General features: G+C 46.1%; 27 protein-coding genes and 5 tRNA genes. 19 read left to right on the top strand and 13 right to left on the bottom strand.

Features of this window, described 5'->3' with window-relative positions; genetic code table 11:
- Positions 1 to 48: 48 nt before the first annotated feature.
- The 6 genes from trxA to lptM all read right to left on the bottom strand — a co-directional run bounded on the left by trxA (position 49) and on the right by lptM (position 4,095).
- On the bottom strand, positions 49 to 375 hold the full coding sequence (trxA, locus tag C8D85_RS11450; RefSeq protein WP_133562756.1) for a thioredoxin TrxA: 327 nt from the start codon (positions 373 to 375) through the stop codon (positions 49 to 51).
- Between the two features lie 98 nt (positions 376 to 473).
- Positions 474 to 1,187: an HAD family hydrolase gene (locus C8D85_RS11445; protein ID WP_133562754.1), complete on the bottom strand. Its 714-nt coding sequence runs from the start codon at positions 1,185 to 1,187 to the stop codon at positions 474 to 476.
- Entirely contained in the window at positions 1,184 to 1,852 is a 669-nt protein-coding gene (locus tag C8D85_RS11440; protein WP_133562752.1) for a DUF484 family protein, read from the bottom strand. Before C8D85_RS11440 ends, C8D85_RS11445 begins: the two co-directional genes overlap by 4 nt.
- An 11-nt stretch (positions 1,853 to 1,863) precedes the next feature.
- Positions 1,864 to 2,694 carry a diaminopimelate epimerase gene (dapF, locus tag C8D85_RS11435; protein ID WP_133562750.1) on the bottom strand — a complete coding sequence of 277 codons (831 nt, stop codon included), beginning with the start codon at positions 2,692 to 2,694 and terminating at the stop codon, positions 1,864 to 1,866.
- 10 nt (positions 2,695 to 2,704) lie between these two features.
- Positions 2,705 to 3,958, bottom strand: coding sequence for a diaminopimelate decarboxylase (gene lysA / locus C8D85_RS11430; RefSeq protein WP_133562747.1), 1,254 nt, complete (start codon positions 3,956 to 3,958; stop codon positions 2,705 to 2,707).
- A gap of 11 nt (positions 3,959 to 3,969) precedes the next feature.
- Positions 3,970 to 4,095 carry an LPS translocon maturation chaperone LptM gene (gene lptM / locus C8D85_RS11425; protein ID WP_211342180.1) on the bottom strand — a complete coding sequence of 42 codons (126 nt, stop codon included), beginning with the start codon at positions 4,093 to 4,095 and terminating at the stop codon, positions 3,970 to 3,972.
- 193 nt (positions 4,096 to 4,288) lie between these two features.
- On the opposite strand from lptM, the gene C8D85_RS11420 reads away from it, so the two are divergent.
- Positions 4,289 to 5,101 carry a hypothetical protein gene (locus C8D85_RS11420; protein WP_133562742.1) on the top strand — a complete coding sequence of 271 codons (813 nt, stop codon included), beginning with the start codon at positions 4,289 to 4,291 and terminating at the stop codon, positions 5,099 to 5,101.
- A gap of 80 nt (positions 5,102 to 5,181) precedes the next feature.
- On the opposite strand, the gene argH is transcribed toward C8D85_RS11420, so the two are convergent.
- Positions 5,182 to 6,588 (bottom strand): argininosuccinate lyase, encoded by a 1,407-nt coding sequence (argH, locus tag C8D85_RS11415; RefSeq protein WP_133562740.1) that lies wholly within the window; start codon positions 6,586 to 6,588, stop codon positions 5,182 to 5,184.
- 156 nt (positions 6,589 to 6,744) lie between these two features.
- On the opposite strand from argH, the gene hemC reads away from it, so the two are divergent.
- From hemC to C8D85_RS11395, 4 genes are read left to right on the top strand one after another with little or no spacing between them, the layout of a single operon-like run.
- On the top strand, positions 6,745 to 7,677 hold the full coding sequence (gene hemC, locus C8D85_RS11410) for a hydroxymethylbilane synthase (RefSeq protein ID WP_133562738.1): 933 nt from the start codon (positions 6,745 to 6,747) through the stop codon (positions 7,675 to 7,677).
- Between the two features lie 20 nt (positions 7,678 to 7,697).
- Entirely contained in the window at positions 7,698 to 8,450 is a 753-nt protein-coding gene (locus C8D85_RS11405; RefSeq protein ID WP_133562736.1) for a uroporphyrinogen-III synthase, read from the top strand.
- Position 8,451: 1 nt separating this feature from the next.
- The gene (locus C8D85_RS11400) at positions 8,452 to 9,696 is read left to right on the top strand and encodes a uroporphyrinogen-III C-methyltransferase (RefSeq protein WP_133562733.1); all 1,245 of its coding nucleotides are present in this window, start codon (positions 8,452 to 8,454) and stop codon (positions 9,694 to 9,696) included.
- Positions 9,693 to 10,925 carry a heme biosynthesis HemY N-terminal domain-containing protein gene (locus C8D85_RS11395; protein ID WP_133562731.1) on the top strand — a complete coding sequence of 411 codons (1,233 nt, stop codon included), beginning with the start codon at positions 9,693 to 9,695 and terminating at the stop codon, positions 10,923 to 10,925. The genes C8D85_RS11400 and C8D85_RS11395 overlap by 4 nt, the downstream gene beginning before the upstream one ends.
- A gap of 62 nt (positions 10,926 to 10,987) precedes the next feature.
- Here the strand turns inward: C8D85_RS11395 and C8D85_RS11390 are convergent, their stop codons facing one another.
- From C8D85_RS11390 to C8D85_RS11380, 3 genes are all read right to left on the bottom strand, one after another.
- Complete coding sequence (locus C8D85_RS11390; protein ID WP_133562729.1) at positions 10,988 to 12,535, bottom strand: methyl-accepting chemotaxis protein; 1,548 nt, start codon at positions 12,533 to 12,535, stop codon at positions 10,988 to 10,990.
- A 130-nt stretch (positions 12,536 to 12,665) separates the two neighbouring features.
- The gene (locus C8D85_RS11385; RefSeq protein ID WP_133562727.1) at positions 12,666 to 13,580 is read right to left on the bottom strand and encodes a hypothetical protein; all 915 of its coding nucleotides are present in this window, start codon (positions 13,578 to 13,580) and stop codon (positions 12,666 to 12,668) included.
- A gap of 27 nt (positions 13,581 to 13,607) precedes the next feature.
- Complete coding sequence (locus tag C8D85_RS11380; protein ID WP_133562725.1) at positions 13,608 to 13,802, bottom strand: hypothetical protein; 195 nt, start codon at positions 13,800 to 13,802, stop codon at positions 13,608 to 13,610.
- An 89-nt stretch (positions 13,803 to 13,891) separates the two neighbouring features.
- Between C8D85_RS11380 and yaaA the strand changes: the two genes are divergently transcribed.
- Positions 13,892 to 14,665, top strand: coding sequence for a peroxide stress protein YaaA (gene yaaA / locus C8D85_RS11375; RefSeq protein ID WP_133562723.1), 774 nt, complete (start codon positions 13,892 to 13,894; stop codon positions 14,663 to 14,665).
- On the opposite strand, the gene prmC is transcribed toward yaaA, so the two are convergent.
- The 3 genes from prmC to hemA are packed head-to-tail and all read right to left on the bottom strand — an operon-like array spanning position 14,640 to position 17,902.
- Positions 14,640 to 15,509 carry a peptide chain release factor N(5)-glutamine methyltransferase gene (prmC, locus tag C8D85_RS11370; RefSeq protein WP_133562721.1) on the bottom strand — a complete coding sequence of 290 codons (870 nt, stop codon included), beginning with the start codon at positions 15,507 to 15,509 and terminating at the stop codon, positions 14,640 to 14,642. The genes yaaA and prmC overlap by 26 nt on opposite strands.
- A gap of 34 nt (positions 15,510 to 15,543) precedes the next feature.
- Entirely contained in the window at positions 15,544 to 16,632 is a 1,089-nt protein-coding gene (prfA, locus tag C8D85_RS11365; protein WP_133562719.1) for a peptide chain release factor 1, read from the bottom strand.
- 1 nt (position 16,633) lies between these two features.
- Complete coding sequence (gene hemA / locus C8D85_RS11360) at positions 16,634 to 17,902, bottom strand: glutamyl-tRNA reductase (protein WP_133562718.1); 1,269 nt, start codon at positions 17,900 to 17,902, stop codon at positions 16,634 to 16,636.
- A 238-nt stretch (positions 17,903 to 18,140) separates the two neighbouring features.
- Between hemA and C8D85_RS11355 the strand changes: the two genes are divergently transcribed.
- The 13 genes from C8D85_RS11355 to C8D85_RS11295 all read left to right on the top strand — a co-directional run bounded on the left by C8D85_RS11355 (position 18,141) and on the right by C8D85_RS11295 (position 25,977).
- Positions 18,141 to 19,883: a tetratricopeptide repeat protein gene (locus C8D85_RS11355; protein WP_133562716.1), complete on the top strand. Its 1,743-nt coding sequence runs from the start codon at positions 18,141 to 18,143 to the stop codon at positions 19,881 to 19,883.
- Complete coding sequence (gene lolB, locus C8D85_RS11350) at positions 19,880 to 20,458, top strand: lipoprotein insertase outer membrane protein LolB (RefSeq protein ID WP_133562714.1); 579 nt, start codon at positions 19,880 to 19,882, stop codon at positions 20,456 to 20,458. The genes C8D85_RS11355 and lolB overlap by 4 nt, the downstream gene beginning before the upstream one ends.
- Positions 20,455 to 21,324 (top strand): 4-(cytidine 5'-diphospho)-2-C-methyl-D-erythritol kinase, encoded by an 870-nt coding sequence (gene ispE, locus C8D85_RS11345; RefSeq protein ID WP_162847571.1) that lies wholly within the window; start codon positions 20,455 to 20,457, stop codon positions 21,322 to 21,324. The genes lolB and ispE overlap by 4 nt, the downstream gene beginning before the upstream one ends.
- A gap of 49 nt (positions 21,325 to 21,373) precedes the next feature.
- Positions 21,374 to 22,321: a ribose-phosphate diphosphokinase gene (locus C8D85_RS11340; RefSeq protein ID WP_133562710.1), complete on the top strand. Its 948-nt coding sequence runs from the start codon at positions 21,374 to 21,376 to the stop codon at positions 22,319 to 22,321.
- Between the two features lie 68 nt (positions 22,322 to 22,389).
- The gene (locus C8D85_RS11335; protein ID WP_133562708.1) at positions 22,390 to 22,968 is read left to right on the top strand and encodes a 50S ribosomal protein L25/general stress protein Ctc; all 579 of its coding nucleotides are present in this window, start codon (positions 22,390 to 22,392) and stop codon (positions 22,966 to 22,968) included.
- A 16-nt stretch (positions 22,969 to 22,984) separates the two neighbouring features.
- Positions 22,985 to 23,569, top strand: a complete 585-nt coding sequence (gene pth, locus C8D85_RS11330; protein ID WP_133562706.1) for an aminoacyl-tRNA hydrolase — start codon at positions 22,985 to 22,987, stop codon at positions 23,567 to 23,569.
- A 24-nt stretch (positions 23,570 to 23,593) separates the two neighbouring features.
- A complete protein-coding gene (gene ychF / locus C8D85_RS11325) occupies positions 23,594 to 24,685 on the top strand; it encodes a redox-regulated ATPase YchF (RefSeq protein ID WP_133562704.1) in 1,092 nt (363 codons plus the stop codon).
- A gap of 104 nt (positions 24,686 to 24,789) precedes the next feature.
- Positions 24,790 to 24,864: transfer RNA gene (locus C8D85_RS11320), tRNA-Gln, on the top strand.
- A 12-nt stretch (positions 24,865 to 24,876) separates the two neighbouring features.
- Positions 24,877 to 24,953, top strand: a tRNA-Met gene (locus C8D85_RS11315).
- 12 nt (positions 24,954 to 24,965) lie between these two features.
- A tRNA-Gln gene (locus C8D85_RS11310) sits at positions 24,966 to 25,040 on the top strand.
- A 21-nt stretch (positions 25,041 to 25,061) separates the two neighbouring features.
- Positions 25,062 to 25,138: transfer RNA gene (locus C8D85_RS11305), tRNA-Met, on the top strand.
- A gap of 14 nt (positions 25,139 to 25,152) precedes the next feature.
- Positions 25,153 to 25,227: transfer RNA gene (locus tag C8D85_RS11300), tRNA-Gln, on the top strand.
- Between the two features lie 96 nt (positions 25,228 to 25,323).
- Positions 25,324 to 25,977: a TIGR04219 family outer membrane beta-barrel protein gene (locus C8D85_RS11295; RefSeq protein WP_133562702.1), complete on the top strand. Its 654-nt coding sequence runs from the start codon at positions 25,324 to 25,326 to the stop codon at positions 25,975 to 25,977.
- Positions 25,978 to 26,032: the final 55 nt, after the last annotated feature.

Genomic DNA, 26,032 nt, shown 5'->3' with positions numbered 1-26,032 from the left:
GAAAAAAGGCTGCACAAGCAGCCTTTTAGAAAACGTGTTAGCAGGCGATTATAGCGCGCCTTCAACGAACTCAATTAGTTGAGATTTTGAAACAGCGCCCACTTTCGTTGCCGCCACTTCACCGCCTTTGATAACTAGCAGTGTTGGGATACCACGAACGTTGTACTTAGGTGCAGTTTCTGTGTTGTCATCAACGTTGATTTTGACAACTTTAACGCGACCTGCGTATTCGTTAGCAACATCTTCTAAAACTGGCGCAATCATTTTACAAGGACCACACCATGGCGCCCAGAAGTCAACAATAACAGGAAGATCCGCTTTTAAAACTTCTTCTTCGAATTGAGCATCCGTTACGTTAAAAATATTTTCGCTCATTACAAATTCCTTAAATCGGTTAGTGATTAATGAGGCTAGTGTACCACTATTAAAGCTCAGGCAAAATCAGATTACTTAACTGAGATGATAGCAAATCGCTATAAGTTCATATTCTCAATTAAGGTCACCAGTTCAGACAATGAGTGAACCTCAAACTCAGGCGTTACAAGCCACTCATCTCGCCAACGCCTTGCTCCGTGACGATTAAACCAGACCGCTCGAGCGCCAGCATTAATGGCGCCTTGCACATCGTCAATCGGGTGATCACCAACATGGATAATTCGTTCCATAGGTGTGTTTGAGCGTTCCGCCAATCGCTCAAAAATCTCAACATCAGGCTTTGCGATCCCCTCTTTGTCCGCGCGGATCACAGTGCCAAAGTACTGAGCTAAATCGATGTGTGGGTGAAAGACATCAGCATTTCCATTGGTCAGAGCAGCTAATGAAAACCGATTGGATAAGGACGTTAAAGCATTTAACGCATCCGGGTATAAATCCACCCGCTGACGCCAGTCATAAAAGACATTAAATGCCTGGGTTGCTCGCTGTTCGGCTTCTTCTCGAGGTAATCCATAACGCTGTAAAGCAGTGCGATACTGGGCTAAACGAACCTTGGTAACATCGTGCTTAATTTCTGGATACAGCTCATAGATTTCATGCTTAAGCGGGTCCATATTCGGCACAAAAAACTGATCTGCAAAGCCAGGAAAGTTGTCTTCAAACCATTTTTCCATGGCGTGTTCCGCCCGCACCAAAGTCGGATCCACATCCCATAAGGTGTTATCTAGATCGAAAGAAACGAGAATACTCATGGCAACAGCCTTAATAGCAGTGCACTCAACAAGTCAGAAAGGTAATCTAAAAACAAAGCCCCTTTCTCTTTGTCAAAATGATTTAGCCTGCTTGACCCAAGAGCGAGCACACCGTGGTACACCACCTTCCCGCCCTCTAAGGACACCAGCGGCAAAATCGCAGACGACATCACAGCGTCACTTTGGCCTTCAAATAGAAACTCAGACTCTGCGACCGACAACACACCGCAATAGCAGCCAGATTGAACCAGCATTTCTTTTAAGATCGGTTCAGCAGCTTCCCAAGAAGCAGTACGTATCGAGGTATCGAGTGCTTGATCAGCAAACAACACCATCGATTGATACTGAATGGAAAAGTCTTCACGCATGACCTCTTCTACAATGCCTGCAAAGTCATCGAGGGATTCACAGCTTAGACATTTCAATATCAAACGTCGGCTCTTTTTCATGATAGCTTCGTTTTCACGAGCGATTGCAACCAAACGCTCAAACTCGCCACGATAATCCGACGTCGATTTACGTAACAAAGCGACTTGTCGCTCTAATAGAGAAATTGCCCCTCCATGAACCGGATGAGGGATTGTTAATGTTTCTAATAACGCTGGGTGGCGTTCAAAAAATCCCGGCGTCTCTTGCAGATACTGAACAACGTCCTCTTCCGTCATGGATACTTCACCTATAGATAAATTTGACCTTCAAAGACCTTTTCCGCAGGGCCAGTCATTTGAATAGAATGCCCTGGACCTTGCCAAGCAATACGTAAATCACCACCAGGCAAGTGCACTAATACTTCTGGCGCTAACCAGCCTTGCTTGATACCAGCTACCACCGCCGCGCAAGCTCCCGTACCGCAAGCTTGTGTTTCGCCCACACCACGTTCATACACTCGCAAATTCACTTCATCTGATGACAGCACTTGCATAAAGCCGACATTGACGTTGTTGGGGAAACGTTCGTGATCCTCAACCAATGGTCCAACATGCTCAACCATGGCATCGCTTAATTCTTCTACACGAATCACAGCATGAGGGTTACCAACTGATACTGGGGTCAACTCAAAAATGTCGCCCGCAACGTCAATGGGGTAAAGGTCCGCAAGTCCGTCCGCGACAAACGGCAAATCCGCTGGCACAAAACTTGGCTCACCCATATCCACACACACTTGACCATCGTCCTGCACTCTTAGCTGGATTTGGCCACGCTTGGTTTCTACGTCAATCACACGTTTATGGGTCAACTCACGGTCGAGCACAAACTTCGCAAAACAGCGCGCACCATTACCACAATGCTCCACTTCTGAACCATCACAGTTATAGATGCGGTAGCGAAAATCCATATCAGGGTTGGATGGCGGTTCAACCACTAATAACTGGTCGAAGCCAATACCACGGTTACGATCACCAAGGCGCTCAATCTGAGCCTTGTTAAAGTACACTTTACGTGACACCGCATCGACAACGACAAAGTCGTTGCCAAGGCCATGCATCTTAGTAAATTTTAACAGCATGACATTCTCCTTAAGCGGGTAGTAATTGCTCACCAGCTAGCTGATGATCAATGTCTTCACGCTCACGGATCAAATAGGCTTTATCGCCATCCACCATCACTTCTGCGGCACGACCACGGCTGTTGTAGTTCGACGCCATAGTAAAGCCATAAGCACCAGCTGAACGAAGTGCCAACAAATCGCCTGGCTGAATATCTAGCTCACGCTCTTTACCTAGGAAATCACCTGTTTCGCAGATCGGTCCAACTAGGTCATATACACGCTTACCTTCTGGCGTCGGCTCTAAATTAACAGGCACGATATCCATCCAAGCACCGTATAGAGATGGACGAATCATATCGTTCATGGCACCGTCAATGATGGCAAAGTTCTTATGCGCAGTGCATTTTAGGAACTCAACTTTGGTCATTAATACACCGGCGTTAGCGGCAATTGAACGACCTGGCTCAAATGCTAAAGACAAGTTACGGCCTTTGACTTTTTCTAAAACAAGTGCAGCGTAATCTTTCGGCTCAGGCGGCACTTCATCACGGTAACGAACCCCTAGACCACCACCTAAATCAAGGTGTTTAATCTCAATGCCTTGTTCAGCAAGCTTATCAATGAGGTCTGTTAGGCGGTCAAATGTGTCCAAGAAAGGTTGCAGCTCGGTTAATTGCGAACCGATATGGCAATCAACTCCCATGACATTCAGATTCTCAAGAGAGTGCGCAACACCATAGATACGTACCGCATCCTTGATATCAATACCGAACTTGTTGTCTTTTAACCCCGTGGAAATGTATGGGTGTGTTTTAGCATCCACGTCTGGGTTAACGCGTAGAGAAACAGGTGCAACTTTGCCCATCTCGCCAGCTACTTTGTTTAAGCGGTGAAGTTCCGACTCTGATTCCACGTTGAAGCAATGAATACCAACTTCAAGTGCACGGCGCATCTCATGCTCTTGTTTCGCCACACCAGAGAACATGACTTTACTTGGATCGCCACCTGCGCGAAGAACACGCTCTAGTTCACCAATCGAAACGATGTCAAAACCAGAGCCAAGACGTGCAAGCACGTTCAGAATAGCAATGTTTGAACACGCCTTAACGGCATAACAAATCAAGGTAGGGTGAGAAGCAAACGCATCTGCATACGCTTTGTAATGACGCTCAAATGTCGCACGCGAGTAGACATACGTTGGCGTGCCATGTTGTGCAGCAATATCTGCTAGCGCCACATTTTCAGCGTGCAGCTGATGATTTGAGTAATTAAAAAAGTCCAAGGGGGTATTCCTCAATCTTTGACAGTTGTGGTGACCATATCGTTAGGCAAAGCTTGTTGAGGCAAGTACAAGGCACCTTTGTTGCCACACCCAGTTAAAATCAGTGTGGTAATCAACAACAAAATAGGCTTAGACACAGTTACAACCATCCATTAATACAATTTGTTGACAGTATACTGATCCCCTATTTTATTCACACCCCCACTGACTATTTTGCTGGAAAATCTTTACTTTTCAGATGTGTTCAAAACCAAGCGATTTGCTATAGTTACGCCTTGGAAAACACATTGTTTTCAAAGGTTAATGTCGACCAAAGCTTTGGACCAAATAATGAAACGCCTGCTCAAACCATGGGTATTTGCATTGCTTGCAGCATTAAGTTTGCATGCGATTGTGTTTGTTTGGTTAGAAGATGAACCTTGGCATCAAGCTCTGCCGAAGTTAACACCAGCTCATTACCTAGAAGTTTCTTTGTTGCCATCGGATAAATCCGCCCCTCCTCCTTTTGAGACAGACTCAGACGAGCAAGTGGCTGCGCCTCAAGAAGCCACACAAATCCAAACTAACGCTCCCATTAAGCCCGCAGAAGAGATACAAGCTGCAACCGATAAGATCGAGCAACCAAGCACGGCAGTATCACCTACTGAGGTGGGTATTGATAACACTCAGGATATCTCTAGTGCAGAGCAAGAACGCCCTATCGCAGCACAGCCGATTACGCTTAAAGATATCTATGACGTCACTGAATCGGAGCGTTACTCTGAACAAAACTGGAAAAACAAAAGTCTTCTCGATATCGGCCCTTTAGAGGCCAGTCGCCCTAAAGTCGACCCTAGCAAAGACGCTTTCTCGCCAAAGTTTCGACAAGCCGTTCGCCAAGCTAAACGCGTACAAGAGGAATACTCAAAAGGTATCGTCGAAGAAACAGAGTATCCGATCACAGAAGATGCAGACGGTACTAAATACGTCAATATAAAGGGGCTATGCTGGAAAATGCCTGAACCTGGTAGCATGGACGCATGGCAGATTGTGCTATCGGGGTGTTCGGGACAGAAAGAGGTCTTTCGATTTGAGCTCAACATCACGACAGACATTCTGCGCAGTGATGTGTTTCAAGGCCTACCCTTTGGCCCTGCTGAGTAACCTCCCACTTATATTAAGAGCTAATAAAAAAGCCCCTGAGCATTGCTAGGGGCTTTCGAAGCATTACAAACGGCTGATTATTATTTCAATCTCTCAGCCAGTTCTGCTTTGGCACGTTCAATCGCTGCTTTTACTTGTGCTGGCGCTGTACCGCCAATGTGATCACGGGCTGCTACCGAACCTTCCAGTGTTAGCACTTCAAACACATCTTGTTCGATCATATCACCGAAGCCCTGTAACTCTTCTAAAGTCATTTCAGACAAATCACGGCCTTCCTTCACACCAAAACCAACGGCTTTACCCACAATTTCATGAGCATCACGGAAGGCAACACCTTTACGCACAAGGTAGTCCGCCAAGTCAGTTGCAGTACTAAAACCACGACGCGCCGCTTCGTACATGTATTCGCCTCGAGCTTCAATCGCAGGAATCATGTCTGCAAAAGAGCGCAGAGAACCACGCAGCGTGTCCACCGTATCAAACAGCGGCTCTTTGTCTTCTTGGTTGTCTTTGTTGTAAGCCAAACATTGAGACTTCATCAGGGTCAGAAGGCCCATTAGGTGACCGTATACACGACCTGTTTTACCACGCACTAGTTCTGGTACGTCTGGGTTTTTCTTCTGCGGCATAATCGAAGAGCCAGTACAGAAGCGATCAGGTAGGAAAATGAAGTTAAATTGCGCCGAAGCCCACATGACTAGTTCTTCTGCCCAACGAGACAAGTGCATCATGGTGATCGATGCCGCTGATGTGAATTCAATCGCGAAGTCACGGTCACTTACAGAGTCTAAAGAGTTGTAAGTTGGACGCTCAAAACCTAGTAGGTCCGCGGTCATGTTACGGTCAATCGGGTAAGTCGTACCGGCTAACGCCGCAGCACCTAGTGGTAGGATGTTCACACGTTTACGGCAGTCAGCAAGACGCTCGTAGTCACGTTGCGCCATTTCGTACCACGCCATTAAGTGATGACCGAACGTCACTGGCTGAGCCGTTTGCAGGTGAGTAAAGCCCGGCATAATGGTGTCTGTGTTGCGTTCAGCAAGAGACAAGATACCTTGTTGTAGGCGTGTCACTTCTTCTAACAAGAAGTCGATTTCGTCACGCATGTACAGACGAATGTCTGTTGCCACTTGGTCATTACGAGAACGACCTGTGTGCAGTTTCTTACCTGTGATACCAATCTTTTGCGTTAGACGTGCTTCGATGTTCATGTGCACATCTTCTAGCTCAACTGACCATTCAAACTCACCACGAGCGATCTCTTGCTCGATTTCCGTTAAGCCTTGGATGATCTGGTCGCGTTCTTCGTCTGTCAATACGCCCACTTTCGCAAGCATCGTTGCGTGTGCGATCGAACCTTGAATATCCTGTTTCGCCATACGCTGGTCAAATTCAACCGATGCGGTAAAACGTGCGACAAACGCATCAACAGGCTCAGAAAAACGGCCACCCCATTGCTGGTTAGTGGTTTTGTTGGTATCAGTCATTTCTTCATTTCCCAGTGTGAGATCAATGTTGCGGCAAGATTACCTGATGACGCGCCCTTTATAAAGGGCTCTGGGATGACGCTTAACAGGCAAGGGAGTATGATATAGCGAAATTTTATCGTTATTTTTGTGTTTGATGTCACTCTAGGAGAGAATGTGAGAAACAAAATCGTCATTGCAACCCGTGAAAGCCAACTGGCCCTTTGGCAAGCCAACAATGTAAAAGCCTCACTGGAAGCGCTCTACCCTGAGATCAACGTTGAGCTATTGGGCATGACCACAAAAGGCGATCAAATTCTCGACTCCCCCCTTTCTAAAATTGGCGGCAAAGGCCTGTTCGTTAAAGAGCTTGAAAAAGCACTGCTAGACGGTGAAGCAGACATTGCAGTTCACTCAATGAAAGACGTGCCAATGGAGTTTCCTGAAGGTCTAGGATTGAGCGTTATCTGTAAACGTGAAGACCCAACCGATGCTTTTGTTTCCAATACCTACAACAGTATCGAAGAACTGCCACAAGGTGCGGTAGTCGGCACATCCAGCCTACGTCGCTCTTGCCAGCTGCAAATGCACCGCCCAGACCTAGTGATTAAAAACCTGCGCGGCAACGTGAATACACGTTTACGTAAACTGGACGAGGGTGAATACGACGCCATTATCCTTGCGACCGCAGGCCTTGTTCGTCTTGAGATGGCCGATCGTATTAAAACTCGTATCAGTGATACCTTCTCACTTCCAGCCGGCGGCCAAGGCGCTATGGGCATCGAGTGCCGAAGCGATGATGCAGAGTTAATCAAACTACTTGCGCCATTACAGCACCAAGAAACGGCTTACCGTGTGATCGCGGAGCGAGCGGTAAACAAGCGCCTTAACGGCGGTTGCCAAGCACCGATCGCTTGTTTCGCCCTACTGGAAGGCGATGAGCTCTTTATTCGAGGCTTAGTTGGTAGCACCGATGGTAAACGTATGGTACGTGGTGAGATTCGTGGTGATAAAGCCAACGCGGAAGCATTAGGCATTCAATTAGCTGAACAGCTACTTGCTGATGGTGCGCAGGCGTTGCTAGACGAAGTATACCAACCTAACGTTTAAGCTAATTGGGTGACTCCATTATGCAAGGTATTAAAGTCTTGGTCACTCGACCAGAACCAGAAAACACTCAAACCTGCCAAGCGCTTTCCGCGCTTGGTGCCACGCCAATCTCTTTGCCAATGCTAGAGATTCGACCTCTTTCTAGCGATGCAGAACTGTCCGCATTGCGCTCGCAGCTTTATAACCTCGACCTATATCAGTTCGTGATATTCGTTAGCAAAAATGCAGCAAGATTGGCAGCAGAGTTGATTGATGAATGCTGGCCTATGTTACCTGTCGGCATGCATTGGCTGGGTATTGGGCAAGGCACCACACAGACACTCAAAGATCTGAACATTCCAGCCTTGAGTAACCCAGGCAACAATACCGAAGCTATGCTCGAATGGTTAAAGCCTGCGAAAATGCGTGATCAACGGGTTTTAATAGTAAGAGGCACCGGCGGTAGGCCGGACTTGGCCAAAGGGCTAGAGGAGCGTGGCGCCATAGTCGACCACCTAGAACTCTATAAGCGACATACGCCAGAATATACCGCACAAACTTTTTTATTCTTAGATCATCCTGACGTAATATGGGCAACAAGCGGTGAAGGTTTGGCAAACCTAAATAACCATGTAGAAAGGTTTGCACCAGAATTAAAAGAGATAGCGTTATTTGTGCCAAGTAAACGTGTTTTAGAACAAGCAAGAGCGCTAGGTTGGCAACAAGCGATTTATGCAACAGGTGCGGACGACCAAAGTTTAATGGCCGCCACGATACAGCATTTAGGACGATAATATGACTGATAAAAACGAGAAGGCGTTAACGGAGAACACGGATAACAGTGCAGATGAATCCTCTTTGAATTCACCCAAAGAGGACACTTCAAACGCTACCCAACCCGCTCCTCAAAATGAGAGCAAAGCCTCTAACACCTTGCCGGCCGCTGCGTTATTCGTCGGTGTCATCGCGATTGGTCTAAGTGGTTGGCAGTATTATCAAAGTCACATTGTAAATAACCACCAAAGCACCATCACTGCAACGGAAAACAAAGTTGTTGCCCTAGAGCAGCAACTTAGCCGCATTGACCGCAATGTGGAAAACACCACTCAACTTACCCGTCGCATTTCAGACATTAACGATACCGTCACAGCGACTCAAGCAGAAGCCAAAGCACTTCAATCTCATACAGAACAAGCTTTGATTGACATCTCTAGCAAGATCAACAAACTTAGCAATGCCGATAAAAATGACTGGTTACTCGCAGAAGCTGAATATTTAATTCGTCTAGCCAATCAGCGTCTTTTGCTTGATAAAGACACCCGCAGCGCAATTTCTTTGCTCAGTAACGCAGACACGATTTTAGCGAGCCTTGAAGACCCTCTTATGTTCGCTACTCGTAAAGCGGTTGCACAAGATATTCAAGCCTTAAAATCAGTGACTTCATTTGATATAGAAGGCCGCTACCTGCAACTGTCTGCTTTATACGATCAAGTCGCTACATTACCTCAGCGTGAACCATCAAAAGCTTGGTTAGCTCAGCAAGCTAGTGCTGAAGCTGCTCCAGACCAAACAAGCAGCTCAGCAATAAAACAGCTACTTCAAGAAGCATGGCAGGGCATCAAATCCCTTGTGGTCATCAACTACGATCAAAAGCCAATTAAGCCACTACTTCCACCAGCAGAGTATCAAGAACTAGTGACAGGCATTCAGTTGCAACTAGACGTTGCTCAAGTTGCGCTATTAAAAGGTGAACCGGTGATCTATGAAAAGTCTTTGGAGCGCATCGCTAAAGCAGTAAACCAACACTTTGACACCTCGGCTCAATCTACCATTGCTTTCATGACCACATTAACGTCGCTGCAACAGGTGAACCCTAATCCAGATGTGCCTATGCCACGCGCGTCGCTACAGGCCATGAAATCCTTAATGCAAAACTGGCAGCGTTCAGATAATGAGCCCACCACTCCCGCTACTCAAGATCAAGAAGATAAAACCTCAGATGCGGTAGCAACTAGTGCAACAGAGGATGCTTCATTATGAGAAAAGCACTGATTTCAATCATCATTGTTCTACTCATTGGTGGCACGCTAGGGTTGATCATGAAACAAGACCCCGGCTACGTCATGATTTCCTTTAAAAGTGTCACCATTGAAATGAGCCTATGGATTATGCTCCTGTTGATCATTCTCGGTTACTTTGCCCTTATGATGACAGCAAAATTCATATGGATATTACTTCACCCGAACTCATCTATTTCAAAGCTCACCGGGTCCTTGTCTCATAAGCGGGCTCTAAAATCCACGATCAAGGGAATGCTAGAGCTTGCCGGTGGTAACTGGGGAAAAGCCGAAAAACTGCTAACGACTTCTGCCAACAAAGTGTCATATCCACTTTTAAACTACATTGGTGCGGCCTATGCGGCCAGTGAGCAAGAGGAACACGAACGCTCGAAAGAGCTTCTACGTAAAGCACATCTAACGTCACCTGATGCAGAATTCGCTATTAGTTTTGTACAGAGCCAATTACTGCTAAAACAAGGACACTATGAGGGCGCACTGGCTTCCCTTAAGCGTCTACACAACATGAAACCAAAACATCGTCAAACTCTTAAGATGTTGGTATCTGTGTACACTAAACTTAAGGATTGGGAAGCCCTGCAGGAGCTAACGCCTATCCTGAAGAAGCAAGGCATCTTTGACGAATCCAATTTAAGAGAGCTTGAGGTGAACGCCTTTTTAGCACAACTTGAAAAACTGCGCTTTCGCCAAAAAATGGGGCAAGATCCTCATGCTCTGCTGGATGAATTACAAAGCATCTGGAAAAAACTTGATAGTGTTGCCAAAGATGAGCCTATGCAAGTTCTATACGCCACAACCTTAATTGAGTTTGGCGATGAAACGAAAGCTGAGAGCTTTATCAGAACTTCCCTAAACAATCACTGGTCTGATGCATTAGCTGCCGTTTATGGCCAACTCACTAATGTATCGATGCAAAAGTCTCTCGCTAATGCTGAAACCTGGATACGACGTCACCCAGAAAGCGCGCCGCTCTACCTGGCTACTGGTCGTATTTGTCAGCGCCTGCAACTATGGGGGAAAGCCCGTGATTACTACGAAAAGGCCTTACAGTATGATGCTTCCTCAGAAGCTCTTATCGAGCTAAGCGCTCTGCTAGAAGCTATGGGAGACGTGGACATCGCCCAGTCACTGATTATAAAACGCATCCAAAATGATAGTTTATCGGTGAAAGCTTTGCCTTTACCCAAGTAAGAAGCGATCGCTTTAAACGAAAAGAGGGCATATCCATGCCCTCTTTTCGTTTGTATCAATTCTTACTTAAACCGCACAACCAGCTCGTGCATGTCCGAAGCGACGCCACGTAGTGTTACCATACTTTGCATTGCTTCTTCAGCCTCATCTTTACTCGCCGCAGCTAAATTAGAAATTCGGACAAGCTGTTGATTTATATCTTCGGAGACATGAGCCTGCTCTTCTACCGCTGCCGCCATTTGCGTGGCCATATCCGATATATTGGCGACCGATGACACAATCGTTGTTAACGATTGCTGCGCCTCAGACATTTTCAGAAGCCCTTGGTTAGCACTTTCACGGCCATCACTTGCTACACTCACAGCATCTTGAGCCCCGCTTCGTAAGCGCTCAATGATGACATGTATTTCTTTTGTAGAACCCTGCGTCCGCTGCGCCAATTGACGAACCTCATCAGCCACAACTGCAAAGCCTCGACCATGTTCACCAGCTCGGGCCGCCTCAATTGCAGCATTGAGAGCCAATAAGTTCGTTTGCTCAGCAATCTGATCAATCATTACCGCGACATCTGCAATGCTTTCAGATTGCTTAGATAAATGGCTCACTGACGAACTAATTTGCTCAACCAAATCTGCCAACGATTGAATGGCTTGCGTTGTTTCTCCAATGGTTTGATTTCCTTGCATTGCCAATTTTTTCGTCGACTCAGCACTGTCAGCGGTTTCTTGTACATGCTGTGAAACATCAGACACCGTGGTCGTCATTTCTTGCATGGCCGCAGCAACCTCTTGGGTTTCATGCTGTTGCCGTTCTATCTTCTCGGTCGCACTTTGCGTTTGCTTTAAACCATGTTCTGACTTATTAAATACAGACTCAGACTCTGTTTCGATACGCGTTAAAACAGTATCCAAGTGCATCATCTGGCTCTTCACCGCGACCTCTAACTTAGCAAGGTCAGCATTGTGATCAGAGTATGTTTGCGCCGCAAGTGGATGAGAAAATGCATTACTGAGAGATTTTTCAAGACTTTTACGCATATGGCGCTGCTGACCGCTACAGTAGATCACCATAACGATTGATGACAACAAAGCCGGAAATTCTGCGTAAGGATTACTCATAAAAAACATAACAATGGAGACTATCCACGCCATGATAACCGTAGCTGTGACAATCCCCCCCGTTGGTACCGACATTGTTTTACGCCCAGCACGTATGTTCGCATAAAGCTTTTCAGCTCTGGCTACCGCTTTCCTATCCGGCGTAGAACGAACAGATTCATACCCGATGACCTGACCATTTTCAGTAATCGGCGTCACATAAGCATCCACCCAATAGTAGTCACCATTCTTGCTTCGGTTTTTAACCAACCCCATCCATGGTTTACCAGCTTTCAAATGTGACCACATCACCTCAAAGGCTTGCGGGGGCATATCAGGATGACGTACTAGGTTATGTGGAGAACCAAGTAATTCTGAATATTCAAAACCACTAATTTCCACAAAAGCATCGTTACAGTAGGTAATCTTTCCCTTTAAATCTGTTGTCGAAATTAGGCGAACACCTTCAGGAACAAGCCTTTCAACATCGGTAACAGGTAGATTCTTTCTCATAATTCCCTCATGCACATCCAAAGCTTTAATTACCTTAATGCTTGAAACTCACTTCAAAATTCTATTTTGTACACTTTCCAATAAAAGCGTAGCCAAAGGTTAGATGTTTTGCATGTAAGCACTTAAATTATTAACGGGAATTTAGATATTTTGCCAGGCGCCTAGTGATAACAGGCAAAAGATAAGTTGGTACCTGCATCGCCCCTGCTAAAGGCAGAAAAGCGGGCCCCAACAACATCCCAGCAATGGAGTAGGTTAGCAATACATTTCGATTGCCCGATGTAATTGCCGCGGTTAGAGATATATCGACCCCTAGGTGTCGGTAGCAGAAAAAAGTAACAACAAAGAAGAAGGAGACAAGCCCTACTGCTATCCCCAAAAACATCAATGCTTCACTAATGTTTTGATCCCAAAGCAGGCGATAACTTCCAACCAGTCCAAATGGAAAGGCAAAGACCAATAGAATGGTGTATGGCGATATTTTAAGTAGCAGACGCTGCAGCTTCTCTTGCGGCAAACAACGATGTAATAGATAAGAAATCAGGATCGGCCCTGCGATAAATACCAACAACCTAATTCCGTAGGTCACAAAGTCCAAACTTCCTGAAGCGTACGGAAAGAAATGTATCGGAATAAACAGAGCCAGTGGCAGCAGCAATGTTGTAGCAATTGTCATTGCCATGGCTTCAAGGGCATCAAAGCCCAACGCGCGGACAATAGCTGGGGTGGCAAACAAAGAGCCCGTCGCCCCCACACCAAGCACTGCCAGCGTCAGCTCCTTTGAAGCACCAAGCAACCAACATAGAGCAAAAAATACCGCCATATAAAAAGCACTGTGGAGCAGCGCATACAGCCATATCCCTGTTTGGCATAAACGTTGAATCAGTCGAGACATTGGCATACCCGCCAGCGTCAACAACATCAAAGTGAACAATACATAGGGAAGGAATGGAAACAAGCCATTAGATAAATCGGGAAGAAGAAAACCCAACAGTGCGCAGGCAAACATGCCCACTAAAGAATGCCTTACCAGAAAAGCCAACACAGCTTCGTCCTTGATCTATTATTATTTTTACTTACGAGCGAGCGCGCACTTACGATTTTGTTCAGGTAACTCGGAAAGCTCAAGAGGCCACTGTTTCCTTGCTTCATCAAATGCATTCCGCAGAGCATCTAATTGCTGTTCTGACGTGTTTCGAACATCTGTCTCCTTAGTGCATTCTTCAGAATTCACTAACTTAGGAAACGGAATAATATTGTTCTTCATACACTGTCTCTATCAAGTCGATTAGTGGATATGTCCCTACACTCTATGGATAATCTCATGAAAACGCAATGACATGCCAAGGTAAGATTATGAAATATTTAATATCACCAGCCAAAACACTGGACTTAGATAGCGCTCTACCTACGACTAATAAAACAGAGCCAACATTTTTAGATCAAGCACAAACGCTTATTGAAACCATTCGCCCTTATTCACCAGCGGACATTGCTTCTTTGATGAAACTTAGCGACAAGCTTGCCACACTCAACGTTGAACGCTACCAAGCTTGGCAGAAGAGCCATAATGCAGAAAATAGCAGACCGGCCATGTTTACCTTTATGGGAGATGTTTATACGGGGCTAGACGCATACTCTTTGAGCTCTGAGCAAATTGACTATGCACAATCTCACTTGCGCATTCTGAGTGGGCTGTATGGACTACTTAAACCACTCGACTTAATGCAACCTTATCGTTTAGAAATGGGCACCAAATTATCAAACCCTGAAGGCGATAATTTGTACCACTTTTGGAAAGACACGATCGCACCAGCCCTCAATGCAGAACTTGAAGAAGGTGAGTTACTGGTGAACTTAGCTTCCACAGAATATTTCAAAGCGGTGGATAAAAAAGCGATCAAGAATACGATTGTCACTCCGAACTTCTTAGATGAGAAAAACGGTCAGTATAAAGTGATCAGTTTCTACGCGAAGAAAGCGCGTGGCTTGATGGTACGCTACTTAATTGAAAGCGGTGCTGAATCCATTGATGACATCAAAGGATTTAACTTGGCTGGCTACCGCTACGACGCGGATCGCTCTAAGCCTCTAGAGCCTGTTTTCATCCGCCCCGAGAGTGCTCAGTAACGCCCTGCTCAGCCAAGCGACCTATTGTCACGCGATCGTTGCCACCCAAGTCTTGATGGGTGGCAACCTCCACGAAACCATGCTCATTAAACAACTTTCTGACCGACTCACCTTGGTCGTAGCCATGCTCAAACATCAGCCAACCTAAAGGGGAAAGATAGAAAACAGCCTGCTTAATGATATGTCGGATATCTGCTAAGCCATGATCCTCTGCAATCAAAGCGGTTAATGGCTCAAAACGCACATCCCCTTGGGAAAGATGCTCATCCTCAGGATCGATGTATGGAGGGTTTGAAACAATCAGATCAAATGGCGCTTCATCAATTAATGCAGAGAACCAATCACTTTGTCGAAACTCCGCATTGCTAATCGAATTTCGCTGAGCATTGCGTTCAGCCAATTGTACGGCTTCCACTTGATAATCCACACCAATGACTTGAGACGCTGGCCACTCTTTCGCAAGCGCTAAAGCAATCGCACCGGTCCCAGTGCCTAAGTCGACGATTCTACTTGCGCCAGAGGGCAACTGCTCCAGTGCCACTTCAACCAAGCGCTCTGTATCAGCACGCGGAATCAAAGTACTCGGCGAGGTTTCAAGTGACAAACTCCAGAAATCTTGCTCACCCAAAATGTAGGCAATTGGCTCCCCCTTTTCACGACGCTTTAATAGGTCTTCAAACGCCTGACGAGACGCTTCACAGACCTCTTTTTCAGGCCAAGTAAAAAAGTAAGTGGTGGATACACCCAATGTATGCGCCAACAGCAGCTGGGCATCCAGCTGTGCGGTTTCAGATAGGCCAGACAACCGTCCATAAGCCTGTTTTAATAGCGTTTCGATGGTCATGAACGATGTCTATTATGCAGAAAACAAGAAAAGCTTAGTTATCGCCACTTAGTGCTGCAAGCTGCTCAGCTTGGTACTCGTTAACAAGTGGGTTGATCAATACATCAAGATCGCCCTGTACAATCTCATCTAGCTTGTACAAAGTTAGGTTGATGCGGTGATCTGTCACACGCCCTTGTGGGTAGTTATAAGTACGAATACGCTCAGAGCGGTCACCACTACCCACCAAAGAGCGGCGTGCTTCAGATTGCTCAGAAGCTGCTTTTTCTTCTTCTGCTGCTTGCAGTCGAGACGCCAATAGTGCCATTGCTTTAGCACGGTTCTTATGCTGCGAACGCTCGTCCTGACACTCAACGACTACACCTGTTGGAATATGTAAGATACGGATTGCTGAGTCGGTTTTGTTGACGTGCTGACCACCTGCACCCGATGCACGGAACGTATCGATACGAAGATCCGCTTTATTGATATTCACCGCTTCAACTTCGTCCATTTCTGGAAGAATTGCTACGGTACAAGCAGACGTGTGGATACGGCCTTGAGATTCTGTCGCTGGCACACGCTGAACACGGTGCGCACCAGATTCGAATTTCAATTTAGAGTAAGCGCCATCGCCAACGATACGAGCGATAACCTCTTTGTAGCCCCCATGTTCACCTTCACTGGCGCTGACGATTTCAACTTTCCAACGCTGGGTTTCAGCGTAACGAGAGTACATACGGAATAAATCACCAGAGAAAATAGAGGCTTCATCGCCACCAGTACCGGCACGCACTTCTAAGAATACATTCTTAGAGTCATTTGGGTCTTTTGGTAGCAATAGCTTTTGCAGATCAAGCAACAGCTCTTCTTTCTGTTCATTGCCGGCTTTCAGCTCTTCTTGACCCATTTCTTTAATATCTGGATCAGAGTCACTGAGCATCAATTCTGCTTCTTCAATGTTCTCAAGTACTTGCTGGTACTCTTCGAAACATTTCACAACGGGTTCAAGCTCAGCGTATTCTTTACTGTAATTACGGAACAAATCTTGATCCATAATGACATCCGCATCACTTAATAGTGCCGCAAGCTCTTCATAGCGCTCAGCTAAGCTTTCTAACTTAAATTTAATCGATTCTTTCATTCTACTGTTCTTTCGTATCGGTTATGCCCAACACTTCAGCCGCCTGCTGTAGCGCTGCTTGGTCTGCTTCTGAACCCGCTTGGCGCAAATACTGTGTTGGGGAATGGATTAACTTATTCATTAACCCATGTGCTAATTTTGCCACCACCTGCTCGGGCGATTGACCGGATTCGAGACTTTTGAGCGCTCGCTCTAGCTCGGACTGCTTAACTTCTTCAGCTTGGGCGCGGTAGCTTACAATTAGATCAGCAACTTTGCGAGACTCTTGTTTACGTTTGAACTCTTCAATGCCCAGTTCGATGATCTTTTCAGCCGCTTCAGCCGCTTCTTGGCGAGCGCGCACATTCTCCTCAATAACAGAGTGAAGATCATCCACTGTGTAGAGGTAGGCATCCTCCACTTCTTGCACTTCTGGCTCAATATCCCGTGGAACAGCAATGTCTACCAATAGCATTGGCTTGTGACGTCTTTTGTTCGTGGCACGCTCAACCATTCCTTTACCGATAATCGGTAATTGACTGGCGGTAGATGAAATAACGATATCCGCCTCATGCAAATAATCCGTAATATCACCCAATAAAATTGCCTCTGCGCCCAGCTCATTTGCCAGTATCTGGGCACGCTCTAACGTTCGGTTCGCGACAATAATGCGCTTAATGCCTGCTTCTTTTAAATGTCTTGCCACCAGTTCAATAGTTTGGCCGGCACCGATCAACAATGCCGTACTACGCTTGACGTCGGCAAAGATTCGCTGCGCCAAGCTAACGGCTGCAAAAGCAATCGAAACAGGGTTCTCACCAATAGCAGTATCTGTACGAACCTTTTTGGCAACCGAGAAAGTCTGTTGGAACAAGCTTTGTAGCTCAGAACCAATACACTTTCCTTCTTGAGACACAGCATAAGCCGACTTAACTTGTCCCAAAATCTGTGGTTCACCAAGGATGAGAGAGTCTAACCCTGCCGCAACACGCATCACATGTCGTACACTGTCGTCGCCTTTATGGGCATAGCAAAAGCGCTCAAGCTCTTCTGCTGATACCTGATGGTATTCACCAAGCCATTGAATAATATGCTTTTCGCCAACTTCCTCAGCGACAGCACAGTACAACTCGGTGCGGTTACAAGTCGAGACGATAACGGCTTCTGACGCCTGAGCGCCAGACACAAGGGAATTAAGCGCCTCAACCATTTTCTCAGGAGCGAACGAAATTTTTTCTCGAATAGATACTGGTGCAGTTTTGTGGTTTACGCCCACAGCAATTAGCGGCATTCAGGAACTCTTCTCACGACTTGAGATCGAACAGTTGGTTTTAGAAACACATCTGCTTGGCAGATACAGCATTAAATACCCCTATTATAAGTGGAATTTTTAGCTCTTCGCACCCCACTAAATCAATAAATGTACTGTTTCCTTACAGTCACCCACGGTTTATAAGGCTGACAAGACAGTAAACTCAAGGCTAACATAATAGGTGGGACATACATTTGGTCACCCTAGGCAGGTCTTTATGCAATCTATGCACTACCGAGTTTCGCTAAAAAATACATTAATCATTTTGGCTCTTGCATCCATTACCAGTGCTTGTTCGACCCGACAAACTTCTAAGCCGTTGAGTATTGATCCAACATGGGCTCCCATTGCGAACTCTTCCCACAGTGCCCAACTCACTCAACTGTTAACAGCAGAGTTCACTTTGCAACGTCAGGGCAGCGAGTTTGCCAGCCCCTTGTATCTAGAGGCTGCACAACAAAGTGACCAAGCCGCTGTTGCAAAGCGTGCCACGTCCTCAGCCATTATGAGTGATGACAACGATGCAGTACTCAAAGCGAGTGCTCGATGGCTAGAGCTTGATCCTAATGACGCCAATATTTACCCAATACGATTGCAAGCACTTTTAGTTGAGGGAGATACCAATAGTGCCGCAGAGCTACTTCAGCAAGCACTCGACAGCCAAGTATCACTCGCTTTTCTACCCAACTTCGTAGATCAAAATATTAGGCAGACTGACATTACCGAACAGCTTGAAGCTGTCCTTAGTCAAGAAGCATTGCGCCAGAGCATCTATGTTGAAATCGCTCAATACCATTTGCTGTTTATCAAAGGCGGCTATCCATTCATTGTCGAAAACATTAATGGCCTAATGTCTCGATCCCCAATGACAGAACTAGAAGGCTTAATCATCATCAAAGCCTTTAGTGAGGAGCAGCTAGGCTTTTCGAAAAAAGCTCTGCGCACCCTAGAAAAAGGGTTAGCACAATTCCCAGAGAGTCAACGCATCACAGCAAACCTGTTGGAAACACTGATAAAGACCGACCAATACAAACGCGCTTTAGAAGCCTTCTACACAGCCGATTTTTCTCCCTTTACGGCTCAACAAGTGGGCCTTGCCATGGGGCAACTGCTGCTGCAAAAAGGGCAGACACTTTCAGCCATCGAACTATTAAGCTCACTACCTAAGCAAGGGGCATTGAAAGACCAGCTACTGTTCATCTTGGCCAATGCACAATATCAAGCAGGCCAAACAGACAGTGCCATCAGCAACCTTTTACATGTTTATGGACAACTTAGCTGGAATGCATCGGAACTGTTAGTCACTTGGCTATACGATAAAAAGCAAGAGAAGCTAATCAACCCACTGATTTTACAACGCGCACAGCAAGATCAAGAAGCCGGACATGTATCAGGCGTGGCGGACCTCCACCTTGAGCGCAACCAACCAGAGCTTGCCATAGATTTACTTTCTCGCTCCATAAAAGTGTTTCCCGAGATTGATGGTTTACGCTACAAACGTGCCATCACTTATGACACTCTCGAACAGTGGCCTCAAGCCTTAGCGGACTTAAAATGGTTGCTGAATAAACACCCAGACGACTCTGCTTACATGAACGCCTTGGGTTATACTATGTTGGTTCGATCACCAAAAGATTTTAATCAAGCCTTCACATTAATTAAGCAAGCTTACCAGTTAGACAGCGATGACCCCGCTATCCTTGACAGTATGGGGTGGGCCTATTTTAAAAAAGGGAATCTAGATGAAGCTGTCGATTTTTTACAGCAAGCGTGGACACAAATGCAGGACGCCGAAATTGGTGCTCATTATGGTGAAGTACTTTGGCAATTAGCCAACTCAGACAAAGCAATAGAAATCTGGCAAGAAGCCCTGCAAGACAATCCCAATTTGCCCATATTACGCAAGACTATTAAGCAATATGCTCCAGAACTACTGGCTGAGCATAAGGAAAATACATGAACATTAAACACATCATTGCCGGTGTCGTCACATCAGCGATCTTGGCTGGTTGTAGCATGACCCCCAAAATGCCTACAGCCCCAACTCCAGACTCCGTTGAAGACATTCAAGCATGGCAAACCGAAGGTCGTGTTGGCATTCGCACAGACTCAGATGCAATCTCAGGCAATTTTAATTGGTCGCATACTAAAGAATTTTATGAGCTCAATATTTATGGCCCTTTTGGACAAGGTGCCACACGCTTGGAGGGTACACCTGGCAGCGAGGCAACACTTAGCTACGAGGATAAAGTTCAAGTTGGCCCCAGTGCCGAAGCACTTCTTTACCATGAGCTTGGTTGGCATTTTCCAGTCACTAACGTTCAGTATTGGATACGTGGTCTAGCTGCCCCAAACACTGCAGCTGAAATCGAATATCGAGAGGACGGTACGCCAGAGCAAATCATTCAAGATGGTTGGACGATCAGCTATAAAGAGTTCACCAATGTGGATACGTTAAAACTGCCACAACGGATGCAAGTCACGCATACGCCATACCGTGTTAACCTAATTATCACAGATTGGGCGGTACAATGACGTCGCTAGCCTTACCCTCCCCAGCAAAACTGAACTTATTTTTGCACATCACAGGGCAAAGAGAGGATGGTTATCACGAATTGCAGACGGTGTTTCAGTTCATTGATGTGGCTGATCACATGCACTTTTCTGTGACAGACAGCGATAGCTTAATCAGTTTATCCCCTGAAATTCCTGGCGTACCTTTTGAACACAATCTAATTGTTAAGGCAGCTCGTCTACTCGAACCTTATCGCTCAAATAACACCGGCATTCACATCGAAATCGACAAATGCCTTCCTATGGGAGGTGGTATTGGCGGTGGTAGTAGCAACGCTGCCACAACACTACTTGCCTTGAACCAGCTGTGGCAATGCCACTTACCTTTAGAGACACTCGCCGCATTGGGTAAGCAACTTGGCGCGGACGTTCCTATCTTTGTTTTTGGGCATTCAGCATTCGCAGAAGGGATCGGTGAGAAGCTCTCTAAAGTTGAGCCTGAGACCCCGTTTTACCTGCTGTTAAAGCCAAATTGCGAAGTACCAACTGGTCAAATTTTTACCGATAAATATTTGACAAGAGACACCCCTGCCATCAGAATATCGCACGCCTTGAAACTGGAGGGGCATAACGATTGCCTCGAAGTCGTTAGAAGACTTTATTCTGAAGTGGATGAAGCGTTTCTTTGGCTACAACAATTTGGCGACGCAAAGCTAACTGGCACAGGTGCTTGTTTGTTTTTAGCGTTCGACTCAATTGATGAAGCGAACCGAGTGAAAGCCGCTGTACCAGATAAATGGCAGGCTTGGGTTTGTCGAGGTTGTAACACCTCGCCCACTCACAACGCACTGAACCAGTGGATTGCATCTCAGCATACTGAGTGCTGAATAAACGCCAGTCTCTTTTTCATCGCTATAAATACAAAGGGTATACACAGTGTCCAAGTTGATGGTTTTTACCGGTAATGCCAACCCGGAACTTGCTCGTCGAGTTGTTCGCCGTCTAGGTCTTCCTATCGGCAACGCAACGGTTGGGAAATTCAGTGACGGTGAGATCACAGTTGAAATCAACGAAAACGTTCGTGGTAAAGACGTTTTCATCATCCAATCAACCTGTGCTCCAAGCAACGACAACCTAATGGAACTGATTGTAATGGCTGATGCGCTGCGTCGTGCGTCGGCTACCCGAGTTACAGCGGTGATTCCGTACTTTGGTTATGCACGCCAAGACCGTCGTGTACGTTCGGCTCGTGTACCGATTACTGCAAAAGTAGTGGCGGATATGATTTCTGCTGTAGGCATCAACCGTGTGCTCACCGTTGACCTGCATGCTGACCAGATCCAAGGTTTTTTTGATATTCCAGTAGACAACGTTTACGCGACACCATTGTTGCTAGACGATCTACAACGCCAAGGCCATGAGAACATTACCGTTGTATCACCTGATGTAGGTGGTGTGGTTCGTGCTCGCGCCTTTGCAAAGTTATTAGATGATGCTGACCTAGCGATCATCGATAAGCGTCGTCCACGCGCTAACGAAGCACAAATCATGCACCTAATCGGTGATGTTGAAGGTAAAACTTGTGTGCTGGTAGATGATATGTGTGACACAGGCGGTACCTTATGTGCTGCCGCGAAAGCACTAAAAGAACACGGTGCATCGAAAGTTTTGGCTTACTGTACTCACCCAGTACTGTCTGGCAAAGCGATTGAGAATATTAGCAATTCTGTACTGGATGAATTGGTAGTGACGGATACGATTCCGTTATCACAAGCCGCACAGAATTGCCCACAAATCCGCCAACTGTCAATGTCTGACATTATGGCTGAGGCTGTTCGTCGCGTATGCAACGAAGAGTCAATTAGTGCCATGTTTGGGGCCTAAGCCAAACATTAACGCTCGGAACGGGTCGCAGTTCTGGGCAAAACTTAATTTATTTTAGGATATTCAAAATGTCTCTAGTACTAAACGCTTCTGTACGTAACGAAGAAGGTAAAGGTGCGAGCCGCCGCCTTCGTCACGCGGGTCTTGTTCCAGCTGTAGTATACGGTGGCAACACTGACGCGGTTTCTGTAACGTTCAAAAGCAACGAAGTTGCGAAAGCAGTTGAAAGCACAGCTTTTCTAACTAGCGTAGTTAAAGTTTCTATCGATGGCGCAGAGCAAGAAGTAATCGTTAAGTCTCTACAACGTCACCCAGCGTCTGGCGATGTAATGCACATCGATTTCCAACGCGTTGATTCTGCTGCGAAACTAGTAACTCGCGTTCCTCTAAACTTCGTAAACGCTGCGAAGTCTGAAGGTGTTAAATCTCAAGGTGGTCGTCTACAAGTTGAAGCGAAACTTGCTGAAGTTCGTTGTCTTCCAAAAGACCTACCAGCTGCACTAGAAGTTGACGTTATCAAAGGTCAACTAGGTGACATCTTCCACCTTTCTGACGCTCAACTACCAGAAGGCGTTGAATTGGTTGCTCTTCTTAAAGGCGAAGACCACAACCAACCTATCGCTCGTATCGGTAAAGCTAAGCGTTAATCATTGAGGCAAGTCTGTGGCAGGTTTTAGATTACTCGTTGGCCTGGGTAACCCAGGTTCTGAATATGAAAACACCCGCCACAATGCTGGCGCACAATGGATAGAAGCACTGGCTCGTATGAGCCAGTGTTCTCTTCGAACTGAAAAGAAATTTTTCGGTCAATTCGGAAAAGTTTTTATAGGTGGGCAGGAATGTTATCTGCTGATTCCTACGACCTATATGAATTTAAGTGGCAAAGCCGTTCAGGCCGTTTGCCAATTCTATAAGATCTCTCCCCAAGAAGTTCTAGTCGTCCACGATGAGCTGGATATCGCACCAGGCACAGTAAAGCTTAAGAAAAGCGGTGGCCACGGCGGCCATAATGGTCTAAAAGATATCATCAGCAAACTCGGTAATAACCGAGACTTCGGTCGTGTACGCATTGGTATTGGTCATCCAGGGCATGCGAGCCAAGTGGCAAGCTACGTACTAAAAAAAGCCCCAAGCGATGAATACCAAAAAATCGAACAAACCATTGATGAGTCATTGCGCTATCACGAAGACATTGTCGCGGACAATTGGAATAGTGTCATGAACCATCTTCATAGTTTCAAAGCATAAAACTACCAGCTTTAGGAAATCTTTATGGGCTTTAATTGCGGTATCGTCGGCTTACCAAACGTCGGCAAATCAACTCTGTTCAATGCGCTAACCAAAGCCGGTATCGGCGCTGAAAACTTCCCTTTCTGTACTATTGAGCCAAACGCTGGTGTAGTGGCTATGCCTGACCCTCGTCTAGACGCTCTAGCAGAAATCGTAAAACCAGAACGCGTATTAGCAACGACGATGGAATTCGTTGATATCGCAGGTCTTGTTGAAGGCGCATCGAAAGGTGAAGGCCTAGGAAACAAATTCCTAGCTAATATCCGTGAAACAGATGCGATTGCACACGTTGTACGTTGTTTCGAAGATGACAATGTTATCCACGTTGCCAACCAAGTAAACCCAAAAGCAGACATCGAGGTCATCAACCTTGAGCTGATCTTTGCAGACATCGAATCCATTGATAAGCAGATTCTGCGTACTGCCAAGAACGCTAAGAGCGGCAATAAAGAAGCCATTGCACATAAAGAGTTTCTAGAAAGCATCAAAGCACATCTAGAAGATGGCCTTCCAGTTCGCTCAATGGACCTAACAGACGATCAGAAGAAAGCGGTTAAGCAGCTTCACTTGTTAACCACTAAGCCAACCATGTACATCGCAAACGTTTCAGAAGACGGTTTCGAGAACAATCCTCACCTGGACGTTGTACGTGAGATCGCTGAAGCCGAAGGCGCTATGGTGGTACCGATCTGTAACCAGCTAGAAGCTGAAATTTCCGAGCTTGATGCCGAAGAAATGAAAGAATTCCTAGACGAGATGGGCATGGAAGAGCCAGGCCTTGATCGCGTGATTCGCGCAGGCTACGAGCTACTAGGTCTTCAGACTTACTTCACCGCAGGCGTTAAAGAAGTCCGTGCATGGACAGTTAAACAAGGCGCTACAGGCCCTCAAGCCGCTGGCGTGATCCATACAGACTTTGAAAAAGGTTTTATCCGTGCCGAAGTCGTTGCCTACAACGATTTTATTCAATACAAAGGAGAGAACGGTGCAAAAGAAGCGGGCAAATGGCGCCTAGAAGGTAAGGACTACATCGTGAAAGATGGCGATGTTATGCACTTCCGTTTTAATGTTTAACTTTTTTCAAAAAAAACCTTGACCCATGAATGGGTTATATGAATAATATCGCGCCACAGACACAGCGAAGCATTGTTTCAAAACTGTCTGTGTTGCGAGATTGTTGGGGTATAGCCAAGCGGTAAGGCAACGGGTTTTGATCCCGTCATGCGTTGGTTCGAATCCAGCTACCCCAGCCACTCTCTTGCAAAGGCTATGTAGCTCAGTTGGTTAGAGCACATCACTCATAATGATGGGGTCACTAGTTCGAATCTAGTCATAGCCACCAATTTTGATGAATTGGGGTATAGCCAAGCGGTAAGGCAACGGGTTTTGATCCCGTCATGCGTTGGTTCGAATCCAGCTACCCCAGCCATCAAAATACACTTCAGCACAAGGCTATGTAGCTCAGTTGGTTAGAGCACATCACTCATAATGATGGGGTCACTAGTTCGAATCTAGTCATAGCCACCAGCTTTTTGATAAGTTGGGGTATAGCCAAGCGGTAAGGCAACGGGTTTTGATCCCGTCATGCGTTGGTTCGAATCCAGCTACCCCAGCCATCAAAAATATTATAACTTTCTTTCCTCTTCCCTTAGTTTTTAATTCACACTTAGTTATAATCCGTGAAAATCAAACTCACTATAGGGACTACTTTCATGAAGAAAGCTTTGATTGCCTCTACTCTACTTCTTGCAGGCGCTGCACAAGCAGATGTTCTTGGTCTTACTGCTGAGGTAGGACAATTCTCTCCTGACGCCTCGTTTGATGGCCGTATCGACAACACCACGCGTAACGTTGATTTCGATGGCGAAGACAACACTTACTACGGTATCGCTTTCGAACATCCAGTACCATTAATCCCTAATGTACGTCTACAAGGCTCGACACTGGAAGGTTATAGCGCTGATGCTGATATCAAAATCGACAGCACTGACTACACCCTTTATTACGAGATCCTTGATGGCCTTGCATGGCTTGATCTTGATGTAGGTATCTCTCTACGTGATCTAGACATCGATGCTCGCGTAGGCTCTTCTAGAGCATCTGAAAGTGCTGTAATACCAACTGGTTACCTATCAGCCTACTTTACGATTCCCACCCTACCACTACAGGTTGGCGGTGAGATCAAAACTCTAGATGTGGGCGACTCCAGCATCAACGACACAACCTTTAAAATTAAATACCAATCTCCGTTTGTTGTTGGCGTAGAAGGCGGTTACCGCACAGCTAACTTCGACATCGATGAAGGCAGCATTGACTCCGAGATCGAGTTTGATGGCTTTTTCATCGGTGTTTTTGCTGACTTCTAAATAAGACAGCCAAGCAGACACAAAAAAGCCTGCTTAATAAGCAGGCTTTTTTACT

Origin of the sequence: Marinomonas communis (genome assembly GCF_004363305.1) — a bacterium.
Lineage (GTDB): Bacteria > Pseudomonadota > Gammaproteobacteria > Pseudomonadales > Marinomonadaceae > Marinomonas > Marinomonas communis.
This window is presented reverse-complemented; position numbering and strand designations above follow the sequence as displayed.